This is a genomic window from Enterobacter sp. JBIWA005 (genome assembly GCF_019968805.1).
Classification (GTDB): domain Bacteria; phylum Pseudomonadota; class Gammaproteobacteria; order Enterobacterales; family Enterobacteriaceae; genus Enterobacter; species Enterobacter vonholyi.
Genome location: NZ_CP074159.1, coordinates 376858 through 395617 on the forward strand (window position 1 = coordinate 376858; position 18760 = coordinate 395617).

The 18760-nt window shown below is 54.7% G+C and carries 23 protein-coding genes; 11 read left to right on the forward strand and 12 right to left on the reverse strand.

What is annotated here, in order from left to right; genetic code table 11:
* Window positions 1–75: 75 nt before the first annotated feature.
* Together KGP22_RS01740 and KGP22_RS01745 are read left to right on the forward strand one after the other, a co-directional pair.
* Window positions 76–921 carry an AraC family transcriptional regulator gene (locus tag KGP22_RS01740; protein WP_133293614.1) on the forward strand — a complete coding sequence of 282 codons (846 nt, stop codon included), beginning with the start codon at window positions 76–78 and terminating at the stop codon, window positions 919–921.
* A 36-nt stretch (window positions 922–957) separates the two neighbouring features.
* On the forward strand, window positions 958–1548 hold the full coding sequence (locus KGP22_RS01745; protein WP_149367295.1) for a LysE family translocator: 591 nt from the start codon (window positions 958–960) through the stop codon (window positions 1546–1548).
* On the opposite strand, the gene KGP22_RS01750 is transcribed toward KGP22_RS01745, so the two are convergent.
* From KGP22_RS01750 to aspA, 5 genes are all read right to left on the reverse strand, one after another.
* Entirely contained in the window at window positions 1545–2120 is a 576-nt protein-coding gene (locus KGP22_RS01750; protein ID WP_032643754.1) for a transcriptional regulator, read from the reverse strand. The genes KGP22_RS01745 and KGP22_RS01750 overlap by 4 nt on opposite strands.
* A gap of 49 nt (window positions 2121–2169) precedes the next feature.
* Window positions 2170–3861, reverse strand: coding sequence for a protein-disulfide reductase DsbD (locus tag KGP22_RS01755; RefSeq protein ID WP_149367296.1), 1692 nt, complete (start codon window positions 3859–3861; stop codon window positions 2170–2172).
* A complete protein-coding gene (gene cutA, locus KGP22_RS01760) occupies window positions 3837–4160 on the reverse strand; it encodes a divalent cation tolerance protein CutA (protein ID WP_111965412.1) in 324 nt (107 codons plus the stop codon). The genes KGP22_RS01755 and cutA overlap by 25 nt, the downstream gene beginning before the upstream one ends.
* Window positions 4161–4273: 113 nt before the next feature.
* Window positions 4274–5575 (reverse strand): anaerobic C4-dicarboxylate transporter, encoded by a 1302-nt coding sequence (locus tag KGP22_RS01765; RefSeq protein WP_024907357.1) that lies wholly within the window; start codon window positions 5573–5575, stop codon window positions 4274–4276.
* A 115-nt stretch (window positions 5576–5690) separates the two neighbouring features.
* Entirely contained in the window at window positions 5691–7127 is a 1437-nt protein-coding gene (aspA, locus tag KGP22_RS01770; protein WP_003855923.1) for an aspartate ammonia-lyase, read from the reverse strand.
* A gap of 333 nt (window positions 7128–7460) precedes the next feature.
* On the opposite strand from aspA, the gene KGP22_RS01775 reads away from it, so the two are divergent.
* Window positions 7461–7925 carry an FxsA family protein gene (locus KGP22_RS01775; protein ID WP_023616652.1) on the forward strand — a complete coding sequence of 155 codons (465 nt, stop codon included), beginning with the start codon at window positions 7461–7463 and terminating at the stop codon, window positions 7923–7925.
* Between the two features lie 24 nt (window positions 7926–7949).
* Here KGP22_RS01775 and yjeH read toward each other — a convergent pair whose 3' ends face one another.
* Window positions 7950–9200: an L-methionine/branched-chain amino acid transporter gene (gene yjeH / locus KGP22_RS01780; protein ID WP_223581020.1), complete on the reverse strand. Its 1251-nt coding sequence runs from the start codon at window positions 9198–9200 to the stop codon at window positions 7950–7952.
* A gap of 179 nt (window positions 9201–9379) precedes the next feature.
* Here yjeH and KGP22_RS01785 point away from each other — a divergent pair, with 179 nt between their 5' ends.
* From KGP22_RS01785 to KGP22_RS01795, 3 genes are all read left to right on the forward strand, one after another.
* Complete coding sequence (locus KGP22_RS01785; RefSeq protein ID WP_003855929.1) at window positions 9380–9673, forward strand: co-chaperone GroES; 294 nt, start codon at window positions 9380–9382, stop codon at window positions 9671–9673.
* Window positions 9674–9704: 31 nt separating this feature from the next.
* On the forward strand, window positions 9705–11348 hold the full coding sequence (gene groL / locus KGP22_RS01790) for a chaperonin GroEL (protein ID WP_023310114.1): 1644 nt from the start codon (window positions 9705–9707) through the stop codon (window positions 11346–11348).
* Between the two features lie 134 nt (window positions 11349–11482).
* Window positions 11483–11836, forward strand: a complete 354-nt coding sequence (locus KGP22_RS01795) for a DUF4156 domain-containing protein (RefSeq protein WP_023310115.1) — start codon at window positions 11483–11485, stop codon at window positions 11834–11836.
* Between the two features lie 47 nt (window positions 11837–11883).
* On the opposite strand, the gene epmB is transcribed toward KGP22_RS01795, so the two are convergent.
* Window positions 11884–12912, reverse strand: coding sequence for an EF-P beta-lysylation protein EpmB (epmB, locus tag KGP22_RS01800; protein WP_111965409.1), 1029 nt, complete (start codon window positions 12910–12912; stop codon window positions 11884–11886).
* A 40-nt stretch (window positions 12913–12952) separates the two neighbouring features.
* On the opposite strand from epmB, the gene efp reads away from it, so the two are divergent.
* The 3 genes from efp to ecnB all read left to right on the forward strand — a co-directional run bounded on the left by efp (window position 12953) and on the right by ecnB (window position 13964).
* A complete protein-coding gene (gene efp, locus KGP22_RS01805; RefSeq protein ID WP_008502940.1) occupies window positions 12953–13519 on the forward strand; it encodes an elongation factor P in 567 nt (188 codons plus the stop codon).
* A 58-nt stretch (window positions 13520–13577) separates the two neighbouring features.
* On the forward strand, window positions 13578–13709 hold the full coding sequence (locus KGP22_RS01810; RefSeq protein ID WP_024907352.1) for an entericidin A/B family lipoprotein: 132 nt from the start codon (window positions 13578–13580) through the stop codon (window positions 13707–13709).
* A 108-nt stretch (window positions 13710–13817) separates the two neighbouring features.
* Entirely contained in the window at window positions 13818–13964 is a 147-nt protein-coding gene (gene ecnB, locus KGP22_RS01815) for a lipoprotein toxin entericidin B (RefSeq protein ID WP_003025482.1), read from the forward strand.
* Window positions 13965–13999: 35 nt separating this feature from the next.
* Here ecnB and KGP22_RS01820 read toward each other — a convergent pair whose 3' ends face one another.
* Window positions 14000–14599: a LuxR C-terminal-related transcriptional regulator gene (locus KGP22_RS01820; protein ID WP_111965408.1), complete on the reverse strand. Its 600-nt coding sequence runs from the start codon at window positions 14597–14599 to the stop codon at window positions 14000–14002.
* A 261-nt stretch (window positions 14600–14860) separates the two neighbouring features.
* On the opposite strand from KGP22_RS01820, the gene sugE reads away from it, so the two are divergent.
* Complete coding sequence (gene sugE, locus KGP22_RS01825) at window positions 14861–15178, forward strand: quaternary ammonium compound efflux SMR transporter SugE (protein ID WP_006178944.1); 318 nt, start codon at window positions 14861–14863, stop codon at window positions 15176–15178.
* Here sugE and KGP22_RS01830 read toward each other — a convergent pair.
* Window positions 15175–15705 carry a lipocalin family protein gene (locus KGP22_RS01830; protein WP_045888999.1) on the reverse strand — a complete coding sequence of 177 codons (531 nt, stop codon included), beginning with the start codon at window positions 15703–15705 and terminating at the stop codon, window positions 15175–15177. The two genes, sugE and KGP22_RS01830, sit on opposite strands and share 4 nt — an antisense overlap.
* 105 nt (window positions 15706–15810) lie before the next feature.
* Window positions 15811–16956: an ACT family cephalosporin-hydrolyzing class C beta-lactamase gene (gene blaACT, locus KGP22_RS01835; RefSeq protein ID WP_223581022.1), complete on the reverse strand. Its 1146-nt coding sequence runs from the start codon at window positions 16954–16956 to the stop codon at window positions 15811–15813.
* A 132-nt stretch (window positions 16957–17088) separates the two neighbouring features.
* Here blaACT and ampR point away from each other — a divergent pair, with 132 nt between their 5' ends.
* Window positions 17089–17964, forward strand: coding sequence for a LysR family transcriptional regulator AmpR (ampR, locus tag KGP22_RS01840; protein WP_111965405.1), 876 nt, complete (start codon window positions 17089–17091; stop codon window positions 17962–17964).
* A 28-nt stretch (window positions 17965–17992) separates the two neighbouring features.
* Here ampR and frdD read toward each other — a convergent pair whose 3' ends face one another.
* Entirely contained in the window at window positions 17993–18352 is a 360-nt protein-coding gene (gene frdD, locus KGP22_RS01845; protein WP_149367301.1) for a fumarate reductase subunit FrdD, read from the reverse strand.
* Window positions 18353–18362: 10 nt separating this feature from the next.
* Window positions 18363–18758, reverse strand: coding sequence for a fumarate reductase subunit FrdC (gene frdC, locus KGP22_RS01850; RefSeq protein ID WP_111965403.1), 396 nt, complete (start codon window positions 18756–18758; stop codon window positions 18363–18365).
* Window positions 18759–18760 lie beyond the last annotated feature (2 nt).

Consider the following 18760-nt stretch of genomic DNA (forward strand, 5'->3'; position numbering starts at 1 on the left):
TCGCCGCGAAAATGCACAAATCTTCCAGACAGAACCAGTGTAATACGGCAATGCTGATAGTAAGAGGAGGGCAGTATGGTGAATGACTGGCTTGAACTGCGTCAGCATGCAGATACGGGTATTGAGACGATTAAAGCGCATTTCGAAGGGCATGCATTTGATCCGCACTGGCACGATAGCTACCTGGTAGGGATAACCCTCTCCGGCACGCAGCAGTTTCACTGCCGCCGTGAGCGTCATCGCAGCCAGCCGGGCGACGCTTTCCTCCTCGAGCCTGGTGAAATCCACGACGGAGATGCGCCTGTAGAGGGTGGTTTTACCTATCTGACCTTCTATCTTGATGAGCGCTGGCTTATCCGTGCGCTACAGGGGCTTTACGAATCTACTCCCGGGAGTTATTCACTCCACTTTGCCCAAACGTTGACGCGGGAGCCGCAGCTGGTGCGCGCTATCGGCGAGACATTTTCCACCCTGCATAATAATGAGTTGAAGATCGTTCAGCAGAGCGCAATGGATAATCTGCTCTCCCGCATCACCGCCCATTGCCACTGGCGTAAAAAGCTGCCGTCGCAGTTACAAAGTGCTGCCGTGGCGTACCGTGCGCGCGACTATCTCTATGCTCATATCGGCGAGAACGTAGGGCTATCAGACCTTGCGCGCGAGACGGGCACCGATCGCTTCACCCTGACGCGCTGTTTTAAGCGCGAGTTCAACCTGGCGCCTCACGCATGGCTTATTCAACTGCGTCTGGCAAAGGCCCGACAGTTGCTTGCGTGTGGCGACCAGCCTGTTGATGTGGCTGCCGCAGTGGGATTTGCCGATCAAAGCCATCTGGGGCGCTGGTTTCAGCGGGCTTACCGTATCTCTCCTGCACACTACCGCAGGTTGTGCACAAACCTTCCAGACGTTTCCAAAAAATAGCGGCACATTCATGGCTCTAATAAAAAGGAGCCACCTGTGAGTTTGATACCCTTTCTGTTGTTCGCGTTTGTCGCCTCCATTACGCCGGGGCCTACTAATATTCTGGTGCTGACGAACAGCCAGCACTTTGGCGTTAAAAATACCGTACCAGCTATTCTGGGCGGGTGTATCGCGGCCAGTGCGATTGTGCTGATATCAGGCGCCGGCGCAGGGGAAGTGCTGAGTCAGTATCCTCTAATACGTCAGCTCATGAACTGGACAGGCGTGCTGTGGCTAAGCTGGATGAGCTGGCAGCTGTTTCGCGCCCCAGCCGCTCGTCTCTGCGCTGAGAACCATATCCGATTTACCGCTCAGGCGGCTGCACTGCTGCAGATCGTGAACCCTAAAACCTGGATGATGGCGCTGGCCGTCGTCAGTCTGTTTGCTCCTGCTGGCGATCAGGCATTGCGGGATATTGCGCTAATGGCGCTATGGTTTCTGCTGATCTCAATAGCCTGTTTGATGTGCTGGGCGTGGCTGGGTAAAGCGGTTAACCGAATTTTTCGCACCACCGTAGCGATGGTGCGGTTTCAACGCCTGATGGCGCTGTGTCTTCTCGTCTCTGCCTGGGCTGGCATGCTGGCTTAGGTCAGCGCCCCGCCCATACGGCACTGAGCAAATCGCAAAATATCTTCCGCCAGGCGGTGCGCTGTATCCACATCGGCCTGGCTACGGTTTACCAGCATGCGGCTGAGGCAACCTTCCAGCACCAGTTCCATCTGCTTCGCCACCATCGCCGGATCGTCGACTTCCAGGGTGGTCAACAGCTCATGGGTGAAGTCATGAGCCGCCCGCTTTTGCTGATCTGCTAACTGGTGGATAGGATGCCCAGGGTCGGGAAAATAAGTGCAGGCGGCGATAAACAGACAACCCGGGTACCGGTTGTTGCTGACACATTCCGTCAGGGCGGTATAGCGCGCCAGCAGCTTCTGCTCCGCAGTCAGTTCTTCATTCAGCATCAGCTGCCTGCGCCAGATATCAACCTGCTGGCTGAGATAGCGCAGGGCATCATAGAGTAGCGCCTCTTTATCCGGCCAGAAGCGCTTAAGTTCATCCAGGGGGTAATCGATACGGTCGGCTACCATCTCAAGCGTGGTGCTGGCGATCCCTTGAATCTCAAGTAATTGCAGGGCTTGTCCCAGTACGTCTTCACGTTGCACGGTTATCTCCTCCGCTATTCCCAACGGTTTGTCCCGTTTAAAGTGTTGTTTACGGTTGGCGATTGCGCAAATGCGCGCTAAATGCCGCTGCATCCATAAACCCGGTTACACGCTTTTCTGGCTGCTCCTGGCCCTGTTGATTGAAGAAAAGAATGGTTGGCAGTCCGAGGACGTTAAGCTGCTTCAGCAGAGCCTTATCCTGTGCATTGTTGGCTGTCACGTTTGCCTGGAGCAGAACAGTCTCTTTCAGGGCATTTTGCACCTGTGGATCGCTAAAGGTGTATTTTTCAAACTCTTTGCAGGCGACGCACCAGTCGGCATAGAGATCGAGCATCACCGGTTTGCCTTTTGCCTGTACGAGCGCGCTGCTGAGCTCATCAACGTTCTTAATCTGGATGAAGTTCAAATGCGCCTGCGTCTGGCCGACCGGCGAGCCGAACGCCCAGTCCTGAAGAGGACGCACGCTTACCAGCGCGGCAGCCAGCAGCAGGATTTGTACCAGACGCATCCACGCTTTTTTCGCCCCCAGGCTGACGATAAACGCCCAGGTAAAGAACGCTACCCCGAGCATTGCCCACAGGCGCATACCCCAGACGTCACCGATGATACGCTCCAGCAGGAACACCGGCAGTGCCAGAATGACAAAGCCAAATGCGGTTTTCACCGTTTCCATCCACGGGCCGCTCTTCGGCAGCAGTCGATTGCCGAAAACCGTGACCAGAATCAGCGGCAGACCCATGCCCAGGGCATACAGGTACAACGTTCCGCCGCCGAGCCACATGTTTCCGCTCTGGGCGATATAGAGCAGGATGGCGCTAAGCGGCGCGGTGGTGCAAGGGGAACAAATCAGCCCGGCAATGGCACCCATTGCGAACACGCCGCCTGCCGAACCACCCTGCTGGCGATTACTCATCAGCGTTAAGCGGGTTTGCAGCGAGGAGGGCAACTGCAGCGTGAACAGGCCAAACATCGACAGCGCCAGCAGGATAAATATCGCCGACAGGCCAATCAGCACATAAGGGTGCTGCAGTGCGGCCTGGAACTGTAACCCGGCAGCGGCAACCACAAGTCCAAGGGCCGTGTAGGTCAATGCCATACCCTGCACGTAAATTAAGGCCAGCAGCAGCGCGCGGGCTGTGGAAAGGCGCTGTTTGCCGCCCAGCACAATGCCAGAGATGAGCGGATACATGGGCAGCACGCAGGGTGTAAAGGCAATGCCAATCCCAATCAGGAAGGCCCAGAGCGCCGAGAATGGAAGGTCTGCGCGGTCTTCGCTCTTCTCGTCCGAGGGGAGAGGAGAAACTGCAGCAGCCGCTTTCACTTCGCTGAGCGGAACAACCTTCGTTTCCGGCGGATAGCAGAATCCGGCATCTGCGCACCCCTGATAGGTCACCGTCAGCGTCGCGCCTTTATCCGCCTGATTCACCGTAACAGGCACGTTCAGGCGCTGGCGATAGATCTCGCTTTTGCCGTAAAACTCATCTTCATGCCACTCGCCAGCGGGCATCTGTAATGCGCCTACGCTGGCCTGAGCAGGCGTAATGCTCACCTGCTTGCGATAGAGGTAATAGCCCTCTTTCACCTGCCAGTTGAGCGTAAGGTCATGCTGGTTTTGCTGAAAATCGAAAACAAACGCCTGGTCGGCAGGGATGAAGTTCGAACGGCCGGGCGCGTCAAATAACCCGGCAATTACTGATGTGCTGCACAGCAGCAGAATCAGCGTAAGGAAGCGTTGAGCCATGAGAGATAGTCGTTATCGCCATGAACCACTGGCACAACCAGCAGCTCCGGGGTTTGGTAAGGATGATGAGATTTGAGGCAGTCCAGGAGTGCCTGCTGATTTGCCAGATTGGTTTTGAGCAACATCTGGACCTCGTACTCTTGCTCCAGCTTACCTTCCCAATAGTAAAGAGAGGTGGCACCGGGGAGGAGCGTAACGCAGGCTGCCAGTTTTTCGGCCAGCACTTTGGCGGCGAGATCCTGGGCAGAGGCTTCATCAGGGGCGGTACAAAGTACGACAACAGCATCAGGCGTGTTCACAAGTCGACCTCCTCATCACGAAAGGTTTAACTATATCACGCAAGGCGGTTGGTCATTAATGAAACGGGCCGCAGAGCGGCCCGTTTTTAACTATTTTTACAACCGGGAGCGGTTTACAGCACCACGCCACCGATGATAAAGCCGAGGATCACGCAAAGTGAAATGGCGACCACGCCCGGGATCAGGAACGCATGGTTAAACACATACTTACCGATACGGGTTGAGCCGGTGTCATCCATCTCTACCGCCGCCAGCAGGGTTGGGTAGGTAGGCAGCACGAACAGGGCGGAGACGGCAGCAAACGAGGCGATGGCGGTCAACGGCGTTACGCCCAGCATCAGTGCCGCAGGCATCAGCGCTTTGGTGGTCGCGGCCTGAGAGTAAAGCAGGGTCGCAGCAAAGAACAGCACGACCGCCAGCAGCCATGGATAGTTGTGCAGCAGGTCCCCGGCCACGGTCTGAATGTCGCTGATGTGCGCTTTCACGAAAGTATCACCGAGCCACGCCACACCCAGCACGCACACGCAGGCGCTCATACCGGATTTAAAGGTGCTGGCGTTCAGCACTTCGCTGGTATCAATTTTACAGGTGATGCTAATCAGCGTGGCGATGGTCAGCATAAACACGACAATCGCTTCGTTACGCGGCAGAACCGGGTTCTGGATCAGACCTACGGTATCGCTGATGGCGGTCGCGTAGAACATGACGGCAACGATACCAATCAGGAACAGCAGCACGGAGCGTTTCGCGTGTGGCTTCAGTTCGAAGACCTGACTGCCGCGCAGGCTCACTTCACCTTTTGCCAGACGCTCCTGATAAACCGGATCGTCTTTCAGTTCAGCGCCGAGGAAGTTACACAGCACGGCGGTAATCATCACCGCGATCAGCGTCACCGGGATACAGATCGCCAGCAGCGTCAGGTAGCTCACGCCCATCGGCTCAAGGATACCGGCGAAGAAGACCACCGCCGCGGAAATCGGTGAAGCGGTAATGGCGATCTGGGACGCGACGACCGCAATGGAGAGCGGACGCGACGGACGGATACCCTGTTCTTTCGCCACTTCGGTAATCACCGGTAACGTAGAGAAAGCGGTGTGGCCAGTACCGGCGAGAATGGTCATAAACCATGTCACCAGCGGAGCAAGGAAGGTAATGTATTTTGGATGGCGGCGCAGCATACGCTCCGCCAGGCTTACCAGGTAGTCCATACCGCCTGCCACCTGCATGGCGGCAATAGCGGCAATAACAGCCATGATGATTTCGATAACGTCGAACGGTATAGCGCCGGGTTTAATCTGAAAGATAAGGGTAAGAACGAGCACTCCAAGACCGCCGGCAAAACCGATGCCGATACCCCCGAGTCGTGCTCCCAAATAAATCGCCAACAAGACGATGACGAGTTCTGCTCCAAACATAAGGACCTGCCTTGCTTATTAACAAGTTGATATTGAATTGTTGTATTTTGGTAACGCCTAAAAAGAAAAAAGGCACGTCACAAGTGACGTGCCTTAAGAAGCCTAGCCTGAACGGTTACTGTTCGCTTTCATCGGTATATCGTTTCGCTTTATATGCCGGGTGCATCAGGTTTTGGGCCGAGAAGATATCGTCCAGCTCGGCTTCGGTCAACAGCCCGCGCTCCAGTACTACTTCACGTACACTCTTACCGGTTTCGGCACAAATCTTACCGACGATGTCGCCGTTGTGGTGACCGATGAACGGGTTGAGGTAGGTGACGATCCCGATGGAGTTGTAGACATAACCTTCACAGACTTCTTTATTGGCCGTGATGCCGTTAATGCATTTTTCCAGCAGGTTGTAGCAGGCGTTCGTCAGGATGTGGATAGATTCAAACATCGCCTGGCCAATCACCGGCTCCATCACGTTCAGCTGCAGCTGACCCGCTTCAGAGGCCATGGTCACGGTCGTATCGTTACCGATGACTTTGAAGCAAACCTGGTTCACCACTTCTGGCACCACCGGGTTCACCTTGGCCGGCATGATGGATGAACCGGCCTGCAGCTCTGGCAGGTTGATTTCATTCAGGCCAGCGCGCGGACCGGAAGAGAGCAGGCGCAGGTCGTTACAGATTTTGGACAGTTTCACTGCCAGACGTTTCAGCGCGCTGTGTACCATGACGTAGGCGCCGCAGTCGGAGGTGGCTTCAATCAGGTCTTCTGCAGGCACAACCGGCAGGTTAGACACTTCAGCCAGTTTCTGTACCGCCAGCTGCTGATAGCCATCCGGGGTGTTCAGACGCGTACCGATGGCGGTGGCGCCCAGGTTCACTTCCAGAAGCAGCTCGGAGGTGCGCAGCAGGTTTTTGGTCTCTTCGTTCAGCAGTACGTTAAACGCGTGGAATTCCTGGCCGAGGGTCATCGGCACCGCATCCTGTAACTGGGTTCGACCCATTTTCAGAATGTCCTGGAACTCAACCGCTTTACGCTGGAAGCCATCACCCAGTTGGTTGATTGCATCCACCAGTTTCACCACGGAGGCATACACCGCGATACGGAAGCCGGTAGGGTAGGCGTCGTTGGTAGACTGGCATTTGTTGACGTGGTCGTTCGGGTTCAGGTACTGGTATTCACCTTTCTGGTGACCCATCAGCTCCAGGCCAATGTTTGCCAGTACTTCGTTGGTGTTCATGTTGACGGAGGTGCCCGCACCGCCCTGATAGACGTCAACCGGGAACTGGTCCATGCATTTGCCGTTGTTCAGCACTTCATCGCAGGCTGCGATAATCGCATTTGCCGCGCTTTTAGGAATGGTTTGCAGCTCTTTGTTGGCCAGGGCTGCGGCTTTCTTCACCATCACCATGCCACGGACAAACTCAGGGATGTCGCTGATTTTACTGTTGCTGATGTAGAAGTTTTCAATCGCTCTCAGAGTGTGGACACCGTAGTAGGCATCCGCTGGAACTTCCCTGGTACCCAACAAGTCTTCTTCGATACGAATGTTGTTTAACATGTGAACCTTCTTTTCAAGCTGCCGATGGATTGTACTAAACACACAGTATTTATGTGGTTTTGAATATTTTCTGGCCGACGATTATTCCCTCAATCAGCCAGATGCTCGAGATCATATGCTGATGATAGCGAATTGCCGTAAGCTGGATCACTTATTATCGAGCCGATTCCATGATAATTATTAATCTGTGAAATGGGTCACCGCTTTAAAATTTCCAAAAAAATATCCGTGCAAACTGATTGAATTTTCGCTAACCGTCACCATTTCATACAAACGCGCGTCGCGAACACATTCAGACAGGGGCCGACGGCCCTTGCCATACAGGAGATGCCAGTGCGCTGGATACCGTTTATTGCTTTCTTCCTCTATGTTTACATTGAGATTTCCATTTTTATCCAGGTTGCCCATGTGCTGGGCGTCCTGCTGACGCTGATTCTCGTGATTTTCACCTCCGTCATCGGCATGTCGCTGGTGCGTAACCAAGGTTTCAAAAATTTCCTGATAATGCAGCAGAAGATGGCCGCAGGGGAAAGCCCCGCGGAAGAGATGATCAAAAGCGTGTCATTGATTATTGCGGGGCTGCTGCTGATCCTTCCGGGGTTCTTTACCGACTTCCTCGGCCTTCTGCTGCTTCTGCCGCCGGTGCAAAAACACCTGACCATGAAGCTGCTGCCGCATCTGCGCTTTAGCCGAATGCCGGGGGGCGGATTTAGCACCGGACCGGGCGATACCTTCGAAGGGGAGTATCAGCGTAAGGATGAACAGCACGACCGTTTAGACCATAAAGACGATCGGTAATGTTTTTGCCCGGTGGCGCTTCGCTTACCGGGCCTCCGGGAGCGCACCGCGCCTCGGCAAAAACACCCACAGCCCTGCCAGCATGACAATTGCGTACAAACTCTTCCAGCCCACCATCGCCAGCAGCAGCAGGCAGAGCACACCCCCGACGACCGCCAGAGCTTTATAGCGACCTTTTAGCAAACGGCATCCCGCCAGCATGCACAGCAGGTAGATCATGATGAAAATGCCGTTGGCGTAGACGATGAGCGCGTCCAGATTGATTTTCAGTGCGTAAATACAGAGCGTGCTCACCACGCAGCAGCCCAGTACGGCATTCAGGGCATTCAGCGGAAGCTGGCGTTTAGACAGGCGCGCGAGACGATTCTCGGGTTTGTAGAGCGCCTGCGACCATACCAGACGGGCAAAGCTCTGGATATAAATGTTGAGGCTGGCGAAACAGGCCAGATAGCCGATGACGCAGGCTATCCACAGCGCCTTCACACCAAACAGATCAACCACGATACCCGGTAGCGATGCCGCGGCGGCGAGATCCGCTCCGAACGCGTGGAAGTGTAAGACCAGCACGGTACACGCCCAATAGACCGTGCCAGCCAGCAGCAGGCCTATCATCAGGGCGCGGGGGAAATCACGTTCAGGCTGCTTAAATTCAGACGCCAGATGGGCAAAGGCTTCCAGGCCGACAAAACACCAGAACATGACGGAGAGTGCGGCAAAAAGCTGCGCGTGGTCGACGTCTGTTACCGCCGGGAAGGGAATCTCCTTTACGGTGATATCGCCCGCCCACCAGATAGCGACAACGAGCGCGACAATCAGCACCGCAACCAGCGTCTGCAGGTTGGCGCTCGAGCTGGCGCCGCGAGAGCCCACCCACCATACGATTGCCAGCGTACCCAGCTCGGCCAGCAATAACTGCTCGTTATGCCAGCCAAACAGCGCCTGACCAAATCCGGTCGCAATATGCAACGCCGCAGGAAGGCCAACCGGAATCACGGAGAGAAACAGCCAGCCGGTTACACGCTGCAGCCGCGGGCCAAAGGCCAGTCCGACAAAGTGCGCCACGCCGCCCGCGCTGGGGAAATGCCGCCCCAGGATGGCAAACACAATGGCTATCGGGAAAACCAATACAATCAGCGCCGGCCACGCCCACAGGCTGTTATTTCCAGCCACCAGCGCCGCCAGTGCGGGTACGGCAAACACGCCTGTACCTAACAAGGAGGTTGAGAGCAGTCCGACGCCCTGCGCCAGTCCCAACTCCTGCTTGAGTCCACTCATTGACATCGCCCTGCCAGTACCAAAAGAGAGGCGATGGTAACACTTTCGCAAATTTTTTTTTCAACTCCCCCTTGAAGGGGTAAAAAGCTATCCCCATCTCTCAGGGCACTAGTCGGAAAACCGCATGCGGGCCGGCGTCATCCATAACTGATAATGACTTTCTCAAAGGAGAGCTATCAATGAGTATTCGTCCGTTACATGATCGTGTGATCGTCAAACGTAAAGAAGTTGAAACCAAGTCTGCTGGCGGCATCGTTCTGACCGGTTCTGCAGCAGCCAAATCAACGCGTGGCGAAATCATCGCTGTCGGTAAGGGCCGCATCCTGGAAAACGGAACTGTGCAGCCACTGGACGTTAAAGTTGGTGACATCGTAATTTTCAACGATGGCTACGGCGTGAAATCCGAGAAGATCGACAATGAAGAAGTGTTGATCATGTCCGAGAGCGACATTCTGGCAATTGTTGAAGCGTAATTTACGCACGAGAATTTGAGGAAATAAGAACATGGCAGCTAAAGACGTAAAATTCGGTAACGACGCTCGTGTAAAAATGCTCCGCGGCGTAAACGTACTGGCAGATGCAGTTAAAGTGACCCTGGGCCCGAAAGGCCGCAACGTAGTGCTGGATAAATCCTTCGGCGCGCCAACCATCACCAAAGATGGTGTTTCTGTAGCACGTGAAATCGAGCTGGAAGACAAGTTCGAAAACATGGGTGCTCAGATGGTGAAAGAAGTTGCCTCTAAAGCGAACGACGCTGCAGGTGACGGTACCACCACCGCGACCGTTCTGGCGCAGGCGATCATCACCGAAGGTCTGAAAGCCGTTGCTGCGGGCATGAACCCAATGGATCTGAAACGTGGTATCGACAAAGCTGTCGCCTCCGCTGTTGAAGAACTGAAAGCGCTGTCCGTACCGTGCTCTGACTCTAAAGCCATTGCTCAGGTTGGTACTATCTCCGCTAACTCCGACGAAACCGTAGGTAAACTGATCGCTGAAGCGATGGACAAAGTCGGTAAAGAAGGCGTAATCACCGTTGAAGACGGTACCGGTCTGGAAGACGAACTGGACGTGGTAGAAGGTATGCAGTTCGACCGCGGTTACCTGTCCCCATACTTCATCAACAAGCCAGAAACTGGCGCTGTTGAGCTGGAAAGCCCGTTCATCCTGCTGGCTGATAAGAAAATCTCTAACATCCGCGAAATGCTGCCAGTACTGGAAGCCGTTGCGAAAGCAGGCAAGCCTCTGGTTATCATCGCTGAAGACGTTGAAGGCGAAGCGCTGGCGACCCTGGTGGTTAACACCATGCGCGGCATCGTGAAAGTGGCTGCGGTTAAAGCACCTGGCTTCGGCGATCGCCGTAAAGCGATGCTGCAGGATATCGCTACCCTGACTGGCGGTACCGTGATCTCTGAAGAGATCGGTATGGAGCTGGAAAAAGCGACCCTGGAAGACCTGGGCCAGGCGAAACGCGTTGTGATCAACAAAGACACCACCACCATCATCGATGGCGTGGGTGAAGAAGCCGCTATTCAGGGCCGCGTTGGTCAGATCCGTAAGCAGATCGAAGAAGCGACTTCCGATTACGACCGTGAAAAACTGCAGGAGCGCGTAGCGAAACTGGCAGGCGGCGTTGCGGTAATCAAAGTCGGTGCTGCTACCGAAGTTGAAATGAAAGAGAAAAAAGCACGCGTTGACGATGCTCTGCACGCGACCCGTGCTGCGGTAGAAGAAGGCGTGGTTGCTGGTGGTGGTGTCGCGCTGGTGCGTGTTGCCGCTAAACTGGCTGGCCTGACCGCTCAGAACGAAGACCAGAACGTAGGTATCAAAGTTGCGCTGCGCGCAATGGAAGCCCCTCTGCGTCAGATCGTTTCTAACGCCGGTGAAGAGCCATCTGTGGTTGCGAACAACGTGAAAGCGGGCGAAGGTAACTACGGTTACAACGCAGCAACTGAAGAATACGGCAACATGATCGACTTCGGTATCCTGGATCCAACTAAAGTGACCCGTTCTGCTCTGCAGTATGCGGCCTCTGTTGCTGGTCTGATGATTACCACCGAGTGCATGGTGACCGACCTGCCTAAAGGCGATGCGCCTGACTTAGGTGCTGCTGGTATGGGTGGCATGGGCGGTATGGGCGGCATGATGTAATCGTGCGCTCTACGTCGTAGAATGTGAAAAACCCCCGAGCAGAAATGCTCGGGGGTTTTTCTTTTGGTCATCTTTTAGGTATAAGATTTACACACGGACAACTACTGTCCAGCTTATTGAAAACGAGGAATAACATGCGCGTAAAAGTCTGTGCAGGGATTGTAGGGGCAGCATTGCTGCTGGCGGGTTGTAGCTCCAGCAATGAGCTGTCGGCAGCGGGCCAGGGCGTTCGCTTTGTGGAAGATAAGCCTGGCAGTGAATGCCAGCTGTTAGGCACGGCAACCGGTGAGCAAAGCAACTGGATGTCAGGTCAGCATGGCGAAGAAGGTGGCTCGATGCGCGGTGCGGCGAATGCCCTGCGTAACCAGGCTGCGGCAATGGGCGGGAACGTGATTTACGGCGTGAGCAGCCCAACGCAGAGTATGCTGTCCAGCTTCGTGCCGACCGCCAGCCAGATGAACGGCCAGGTCTACAAGTGCCCGAACTGATTGCCTTTTTCCCTCTCCCTGTGGGAGAGGGTTAGGGTGAGGGGAAACTAGTGCTGTCGCAGCTGCAAGTCCAGCGGCGTCTTGCTCGGCTCTCCGCCAATCTCCCGTGCCAGCTTCGGCACCATATAGCCTGAAACCAGCGTTAACAGTTCGCGCATAATCTGCCGGGCTTCTTCATCCGTCACCATGAAATGGGCCGCGCCCTGAACGCGATCCAGCACGTGCAGGTAATAGGGCATCACGCCCGCATCAAACAGGGCGTTACTCAGGTCAGCCAGCACGCGGGCGCTGTCATTCACGCCGCGCAGCAGCACGCTCTGGTTCAGCAGCGTTACGCCCGCTTTACGCAGACGCGCCATCGCCGCGCGAAAATCATCGTCAATTTCGTTCCCGTGGTTGATATGGTTCACCAGCAGCACCTGCAATCTTGACTGCTCCAGGCGTGACACCAGTCCGTCGGTGATCCGCGCGGGAATAACAATCGGCAAACGGCTATGAATGCGCAGACGTTTAATGTGCGGGATGGCTTCCAGCTGTGTCAGCAGCCAGTCCAGCTCGTGATCTTTTGCCATCAGCGGATCGCCTCCGGAAAAAATAATCTCATCCAGCTCTGAATGGGCGGCAATATAGTCCAGCGCGACCTGCCAGTTGCGTTTATTGCCCTGGTTTTCGGCATACGGGAAGTGCCGACGGAAGCAATAACGACAATTTACCGCGCAGCCGCCCTTTACCAGCAGCAGGGCACGGTTGAGATATTTGTGCAGTAAACCAGGCACCACGCTGTTCTGCTCTTCCAGCGGATCGGTGCTGTATCCCGGCGCGGTGATAAACTCATCCTGCGAAGTAAGCGTTTGTTTTAATAGCGGATCGTCGGGGTTGCCTTTCTCCATCCGCGCCACAAACGCACGGGGAACGCGCAGGGCGAAAAGGCGCTTTGCCTCGCGGCCGGCAAGCAACTCTGGGTGCTGATCGAGGTCTAAAAGACGCAGCAATTCATCAGGACTGGTGATTACATCGGCAAGTTGCGATAACCAATCTTCTCTGGACGGGGTGTTTAGGGTTACAATATGCGCCATTTTGTGGCTTAGCTACCAGTTAACAAATTTAGAGGGCCTTATGGCAACGTACTATAGCAACGATTTTCGTGCTGGTCTTAAAATCATGATGGACGGCGAACCGTACGCGGTTGAAGCCAGCGAATTCGTTAAACCAGGTAAAGGCCAGGCATTCGCACGCGTTAAGCTGCGCCGTCTGCTGACCGGTACCCGTGTTGAGAAAACCTTCAAGTCTACTGACTCCGCTGAAGGCGCTGATGTTGTTGATATGAACCTGACCTATCTGTACAACGATGGCGAGTTCTGGCATTTCATGAACAACTCCACTTTCGAACAGCTGTCTGCTGATGAGAAAGCGGTAGGTGATAGCGCTAAATGGCTGCTGGACCAGGCTGAGTGCATCGTAACCCTGTGGAACGGTCAGCCTATCGCTGTGACCCCACCAAACTTCGTAGAACTGGAAATCGTTGAAACCGATCCAGGTCTGAAAGGTGATACCGCAGGTACCGGCGGTAAACCAGCCAAACTGTCTACCGGCGCAGTGGTTAAAGTTCCACTGTTCGTACAGACTGGCGAAGTGATCAAAGTGGATACCCGCTCCGGCGAATACGTGTCCCGCGTGAAGTAATTTACGTCATGATTGAAGGCGCAGCGCCCGCTGCGCCTGATTTTTGCAGGCAGGGATGATGAAACGTACCGTTAAAATTCTGCTTCTGTTAGCGCTTTCCAGTGCATTGCTTTCCGGCTGTAACACCACGCGTGGAATGGGACAAGATATCCAGGATCTCGGTCATATCATTTCTCACGCCGCCAGCTAAGTTCGTCTAATTTTCCTAAAAATGCTTCCTTTTCCGTCATCCGGCGGGATCTTGTCTATCCTTAAGTTGCTATACACAAAACAACTTTGGCTATAAAAGGAAGATATTATGGTTAAGAAGACAATTGCAGCGATCTTTTCAGTCCTGGTACTTTCTTCAGTATTAACAGCCTGTAATACCACGCGTGGCGTTGGTCAGGATATTTCTGAAGGTGGTAGCGCAATCTCTGGTGCGGCAACTAAAGCTCAGCAGTAATTAACACACGGTACGAGACCAGCCGTTTCGTACCGTCAGCTTTTTGATTCCTGCAGGGATAAGAACGGAGAAAAACGCGTATCCATATGCAATTTCATGCGGATATTACGTTTATAGGTATAGACCGTTTTTCCGTTGATACTCAGGTGAGCAGCAATCTTTTGATTGCTCGCGCCGTCCATCCACAATGTCAGCACTTTCTCTTCCTGCCGGGTCAGCAACGGGGCGGCTGCCGTGGGCCTTTCAGCGCATGAGCGCGAGGTTAATGCGTCGTTTATAGTCGTTGCCACTTCTTCGAGACTGGCGTTTTTCAACAGCGACGACCAGACCGGGAACTGTCCGAGCCAGTCTGCCATGCCGTTGTCCTCTCCCGACTGCAGCAAAATAAACGGTAAGCGTTCACTGGCGTTGAGCAAGGACGAGAGCTGCTGAAAATGATGAATATCCTGCCTGAAGCCGTACAGATCGGCGATAACCAGTGTGGGTTTCCATTGCAGAATGTGCTCCCTGGCAAGGAACAGATTATTCAGCCCGGTCACAACGTAGTGTCCCGGGAACAAACCGGAATGATTGAGCCATGCTTCAAACCCCGTGCGGGTGAAGTGACAACGGTCAATCAAGAGAATTTTGAACATATTATATTCGCAGTCGGCTAGTGGTTTGGCTTCCTGCCATCAGAAAGCACATCATCATAGAGAAGTCGGATGAGTGCTAAATGCCGGAACTACGCGCCATACTGCGGCTATTTCTTGCCTTAACGTGTTCAGCAAAAAAAGATTGAAAAAAAATAGCACGCTAACCAAAATATGGGGCGTAATCTCTGCCTTACGGGACGACCCGTAAGCGTTTCTTTCACCGGGGACGGCCCCAACTTCTATTAAGTTAAGGAGCCTGAAATGTCCTGGATCATTCTTTTTATTGCCGGTCTGCTCGAAGTGGTGTGGGCGATTGGTCTCAAGTACACCCATGGATTTACCCGTCTGACGCCCAGCGTTATTACCGTAACCGCGATGATCGTGAGTATTGTCCTGTTATCCTGGGCGATGCGCTCGCTGCCTGTGGGAACGGCTTATGCCGTCTGGACGGGCATTGGTGCGGTGGGGGCCGCCATCACCGGCATTCTGCTACTGGGAGAGTCAGCGAGTCTGGCGCGTATCGCCAGCCTCGCCTTGATTGTAGCGGGGATCATTGGGCTTAAGCTCAGCACCCATTAATGGGGTTGTTTTACCCAGATCAGTTTTGACACATCAAACCCTTGCCGGGTCGCGACGTCCAGCATCTGCTGTTTCATTTCTGACGAAATAGTTGGCGTGCGGGAAAGTATCCACAGATAGTCGCGATCCGGCCCGCAGACCAGCGCGTGACGGTACTCTCTGTCGAGCGCGATCACGTTATAGCCACCATAAAACGGGCCAAAGAAAGAGACTTTTAGCGCGGCCCGTCGCGGGTCGCCCGTGAAGTATGCTTTCCCAATCGACTGCTGCCACATCTCCCGATCGGGATTATAGCCCCGGTTGATCACCTGAATACCACCATCATCCATCGGGCTATAATTTGCAGTGACCTTCTCTAAGCCCTGCTCAAACCGGTGGTCGAGGCGCGCGATTTCATACCATGTACCAAGGAAGCGTTGTGCATCAAAAGGCGTGACGACGGTAACGCCAGGCGGTGGGGTAGGGGAACTGCAGGCAACCACTAAAAACGCGGCTGTCACCGCGGCGATAACAGGCAGAATGCGCATAGGAGTTTCCTTACTGTTTTTTGTTAAGTGTAGATGACGGCAAGGAAAATGTGGTTTTTGTGCGGTGTGTTTCGCCGGGTAAGCGCAGCGCCACCCGGCAATGTTTTACTGCAGCGCGTCGAGGATACGGTATGCCGCCTCAACGCGGGCAGGGTTCGGATAGCTTTTATTCGCCAGCATCACAATGCCGAGCTGTTTTTCAGGAATAAATGCCACGTAGCTGCCAAACCCGCCGGTTGAGCCTGTTTTATGGACCCAGGACGCGTTGACCGGCGGTGCCGGCGGATTCACTTCTCTCGCGGTCAGCGGTGCCAGCGCTACCTTATTGTCGCTACCTTTAACCACGGTTTTGGCATCGACCGGCCAGTTAAGCATTTCCCAACCTAACCCTTGATACATGGCCCCCACGCGCCAGTAGCGAGACTGCGCCAGGGCAATGCCTTGCCTGAGTGAAGTATCCGGGAGGGAGTCTGGCTTCATATTAACCATCACCCAGCTTGCCATATCCTGCACGTTGGTTTTTACGCCATAGGCTTCTGCATCCAGCATTCCTGGCGAAACGTGGACCGCTTTACCGTCGCGGTATCCCCAGGCGTAATGCGCCTCTTCCGTTTTCGGAACGTTAATCCAGGTATGGTCCAGCTTGAGCGGCTTAAAGACCCGCGTCGTTATGGCCTGCTCATAGCTCATGCCGGAAGGTTTGACCGCCAGCGCGCCAAAAAGACCGATGCTGGCATTGGCGTAAAGACGCGTGGTGCCCGGCTTCCACTGCGGCTGCCAGTTTTGATAAAAGCGCAGCAGAGAGGCGTTATCCATGACCTCATCCGGTACCTGTAACGGCAGACCGCCTGCGGTATAGGTTGCCAGATCCAGCATGCGGATCCCCTGCCACTGCTTGCCTGTCAGCTCAGGCCAGTATTTTGTCACCGGATCGCCCAGCGATATTTCACCGCGAGCAATGGCATCGCCACCCAATACGCCGGTGAAGGTTTTACTTATAGAACCCAGTTCGAACAAGGTTTGTGGGGTGACAGCTTTGTTTGCCGCAACATCGGCTTTACCGAAGGTAAAGTAGTGCGGCTGACCCTGATAAATCACCGCCACCGCCATGCCCGGGATGGCCTGCGCTTTCATCAGCGGCGTAACGGTACGTTCCACCACCTCAGCCAGCTGTTTTTCGGACATCGGTGCGGCGAATGCAGAGCTGGCAACGCTGAGCAGCAGGGCACAGCTTAGGGATTTTGTCATCATCAGTTATCTTCCGTAATAGCAGTTCAAGGGAGTGTCCGGGCCCGTCAGACCGCTGTAGTCTGTTGGATTTGACTATGGCTGACAAACGGTTAAATTTAGCATGAGCTGTTAATTTTTCTAACGGACGAGACCATGACGCGCAGCTATCTTCCTCTGAACTCCCTGCGGGCGTTTGAAGCAGCCGCCAGGCACCTCAGTTTTACGCATGCCGCTATTGAGCTGAATGTCACCCATTCCGCGATTAGCCAGCACGTAAAGGCGCTGGAGCAGCACCTTAACTGCCAGCTTTTCGTTCGCGTTTCGCGAGGGCTGATGTTGACTACCGAAGGCGAGAATTTGCTGCCGGTGCTGAATGACTCGTTCGATCGTATCGCCGGAATGCTGGATCGCTTTGCCAGCCAGCGCGCGCAGGAGAAGCTCAAAATTGGCGTGGTCGGGACATTTGCGACGGGGGTGTTATTCTCGCAGCTCGCGGACTTCCGCCGCTGCTATCCGCATATTGATCTTCAGCTTTCCACCCATAACAACCGTGTCGATCCGGCGGCTGAAGGACTTGATTACGCCATTCGTTATGGCGGCGGGGCGTGGCACGGCACGGAAGCGACGTTTCTTTGCCCCGCACCGCTTGCGCCGCTTTGCACGCCTGACATTGCTGCCGCGTTGCACACCCCTGCAGATGTCCTGAAGTTTACCCTCCTGCGCTCTTACCGGCGCGACGAGTGGACCGCCTGGATGCGGGCTGCGGGAGAAAACCCGCCTTCACCGACGCACCGGGTAATGGTATTTGATTCGTCCGTCACCATGCTGGAAGCCGCGCAGGCAGGCACAGGGATTGCCATTGCGCCTGTCGATATGTTTACCCAGTTACTCAGCAGCGAGCGCATCGTGCAGCCGTTTGCAACGCAGATTGACCTCGGCAGCTACTGGCTGACAAGACTACAGTCACGGGCAGAAACCCCCGCAATGCGCGAGTTTGCCCAGTGGCTGGTGGGGAAGATGCAGAAATAAAGGCCCGCCGGATGGCGGGCCTGAAGCGTCAGATGGTGACCACGGCAATCAGCGTTACCACGGTCAGGATGGTCGCCAGACCGTAGAACACCCATTTCCCGCTCGGGACATGGATTTTCAGGTCATGCATCGCATGGTGAATACGGTGCAGGCCACACCACAGCGGCAGGACGATCATCAGGAAGATGAACACGCGGCCGATAAAGCTGCTCGCGAACGCCAGTACGCGTTCGTAGCTCAGCGCATCTCCCGGGAAGAGCCCCAGCGGCAGCATAATGCCGACCAGCAGTATAATGACGGGGGCGATGATGGCACCCCACATGCCGCCTGCGCCAAACAGACCCCAGAAGACCGGCTCGTCAGAACGTTTTGGATTTGGATTGATCACAGTAGTCTCCTTACCAGAACAGTGCGACAAACAGAATGACCACAGTGACCAGAATCGTCACTGCCCAGAGCCCTTTAATCACCGGCTCTGGCCCCATTTTCTCGTCTTTTACGATGATGTTCGCCGCTTTTGGCGCCAGCTCAAACCAGGTTTTGGTATGAAGCAGCGCGGCCGCGAGCACGATCAGGTTCAGAACAACAATGATCGGGTTTTGCAGGAAACCGACGAAGCTGGCCCAGGCTTCCGGGCCATGCTTGAGGGCAAAAACGCCGTACATCAGCTCAAGGCTGAACCAGACCGCCGGTACCGCCGTGCCTTCACGCAGCATGTAGAAGCGATAAAACGGCAGATTTTTCCACCAGGTTGACGGCACAGGCCGCACGTAGGCTTTGCGTTTAGTCGTCATCA

Coding starts and splice junctions, on each gene's coding strand:
- KGP22_RS01740 (WP_133293614.1), top strand. CDS start 76: ATGGTGAATGACTGGCTTGAACTGCGTCAGCATGCAGATACGGGTATT.
- KGP22_RS01755 (WP_149367296.1), bottom strand. CDS start 3,861: ATGGCTCAACGCTTCCTTACGCTGATTCTGCTGCTGTGCAGCACATCA.
- KGP22_RS01765 (WP_024907357.1), bottom strand. CDS start 5,575: ATGTTTGGAGCAGAACTCGTCATCGTCTTGTTGGCGATTTATTTGGGA.
- aspA (WP_003855923.1), bottom strand. CDS start 7,127: ATGTTAAACAACATTCGTATCGAAGAAGACTTGTTGGGTACCAGGGAA.
- yjeH (WP_223581020.1), bottom strand. CDS start 9,200: ATGAGTGGACTCAAGCAGGAGTTGGGACTGGCGCAGGGCGTCGGACTG.
- KGP22_RS01785 (WP_003855929.1), top strand. CDS start 9,380: ATGAGTATTCGTCCGTTACATGATCGTGTGATCGTCAAACGTAAAGAA.
- groL (WP_023310114.1), top strand. CDS start 9,705: ATGGCAGCTAAAGACGTAAAATTCGGTAACGACGCTCGTGTAAAAATG.
- KGP22_RS01795 (WP_023310115.1), top strand. CDS start 11,483: ATGCGCGTAAAAGTCTGTGCAGGGATTGTAGGGGCAGCATTGCTGCTG.
- epmB (WP_111965409.1), bottom strand. CDS start 12,912: ATGGCGCATATTGTAACCCTAAACACCCCGTCCAGAGAAGATTGGTTA.
- efp (WP_008502940.1), top strand. CDS start 12,953: ATGGCAACGTACTATAGCAACGATTTTCGTGCTGGTCTTAAAATCATG.
- KGP22_RS01810 (WP_024907352.1), top strand. CDS start 13,578: ATGAAACGTACCGTTAAAATTCTGCTTCTGTTAGCGCTTTCCAGTGCA.
- ecnB (WP_003025482.1), top strand. CDS start 13,818: ATGGTTAAGAAGACAATTGCAGCGATCTTTTCAGTCCTGGTACTTTCT.
- KGP22_RS01820 (WP_111965408.1), bottom strand. CDS start 14,599: ATGTTCAAAATTCTCTTGATTGACCGTTGTCACTTCACCCGCACGGGG.
- sugE (WP_006178944.1), top strand. CDS start 14,861: ATGTCCTGGATCATTCTTTTTATTGCCGGTCTGCTCGAAGTGGTGTGG.
- KGP22_RS01830 (WP_045888999.1), bottom strand. CDS start 15,705: ATGCGCATTCTGCCTGTTATCGCCGCGGTGACAGCCGCGTTTTTAGTG.
- blaACT (WP_223581022.1), bottom strand. CDS start 16,956: ATGATGACAAAATCCCTAAGCTGTGCCCTGCTGCTCAGCGTTGCCAGC.
- ampR (WP_111965405.1), top strand. CDS start 17,089: ATGACGCGCAGCTATCTTCCTCTGAACTCCCTGCGGGCGTTTGAAGCA.
- frdC (WP_111965403.1), bottom strand. CDS start 18,758: ATGACGACTAAACGCAAAGCCTACGTGCGGCCTGTGCCGTCAACCTGG.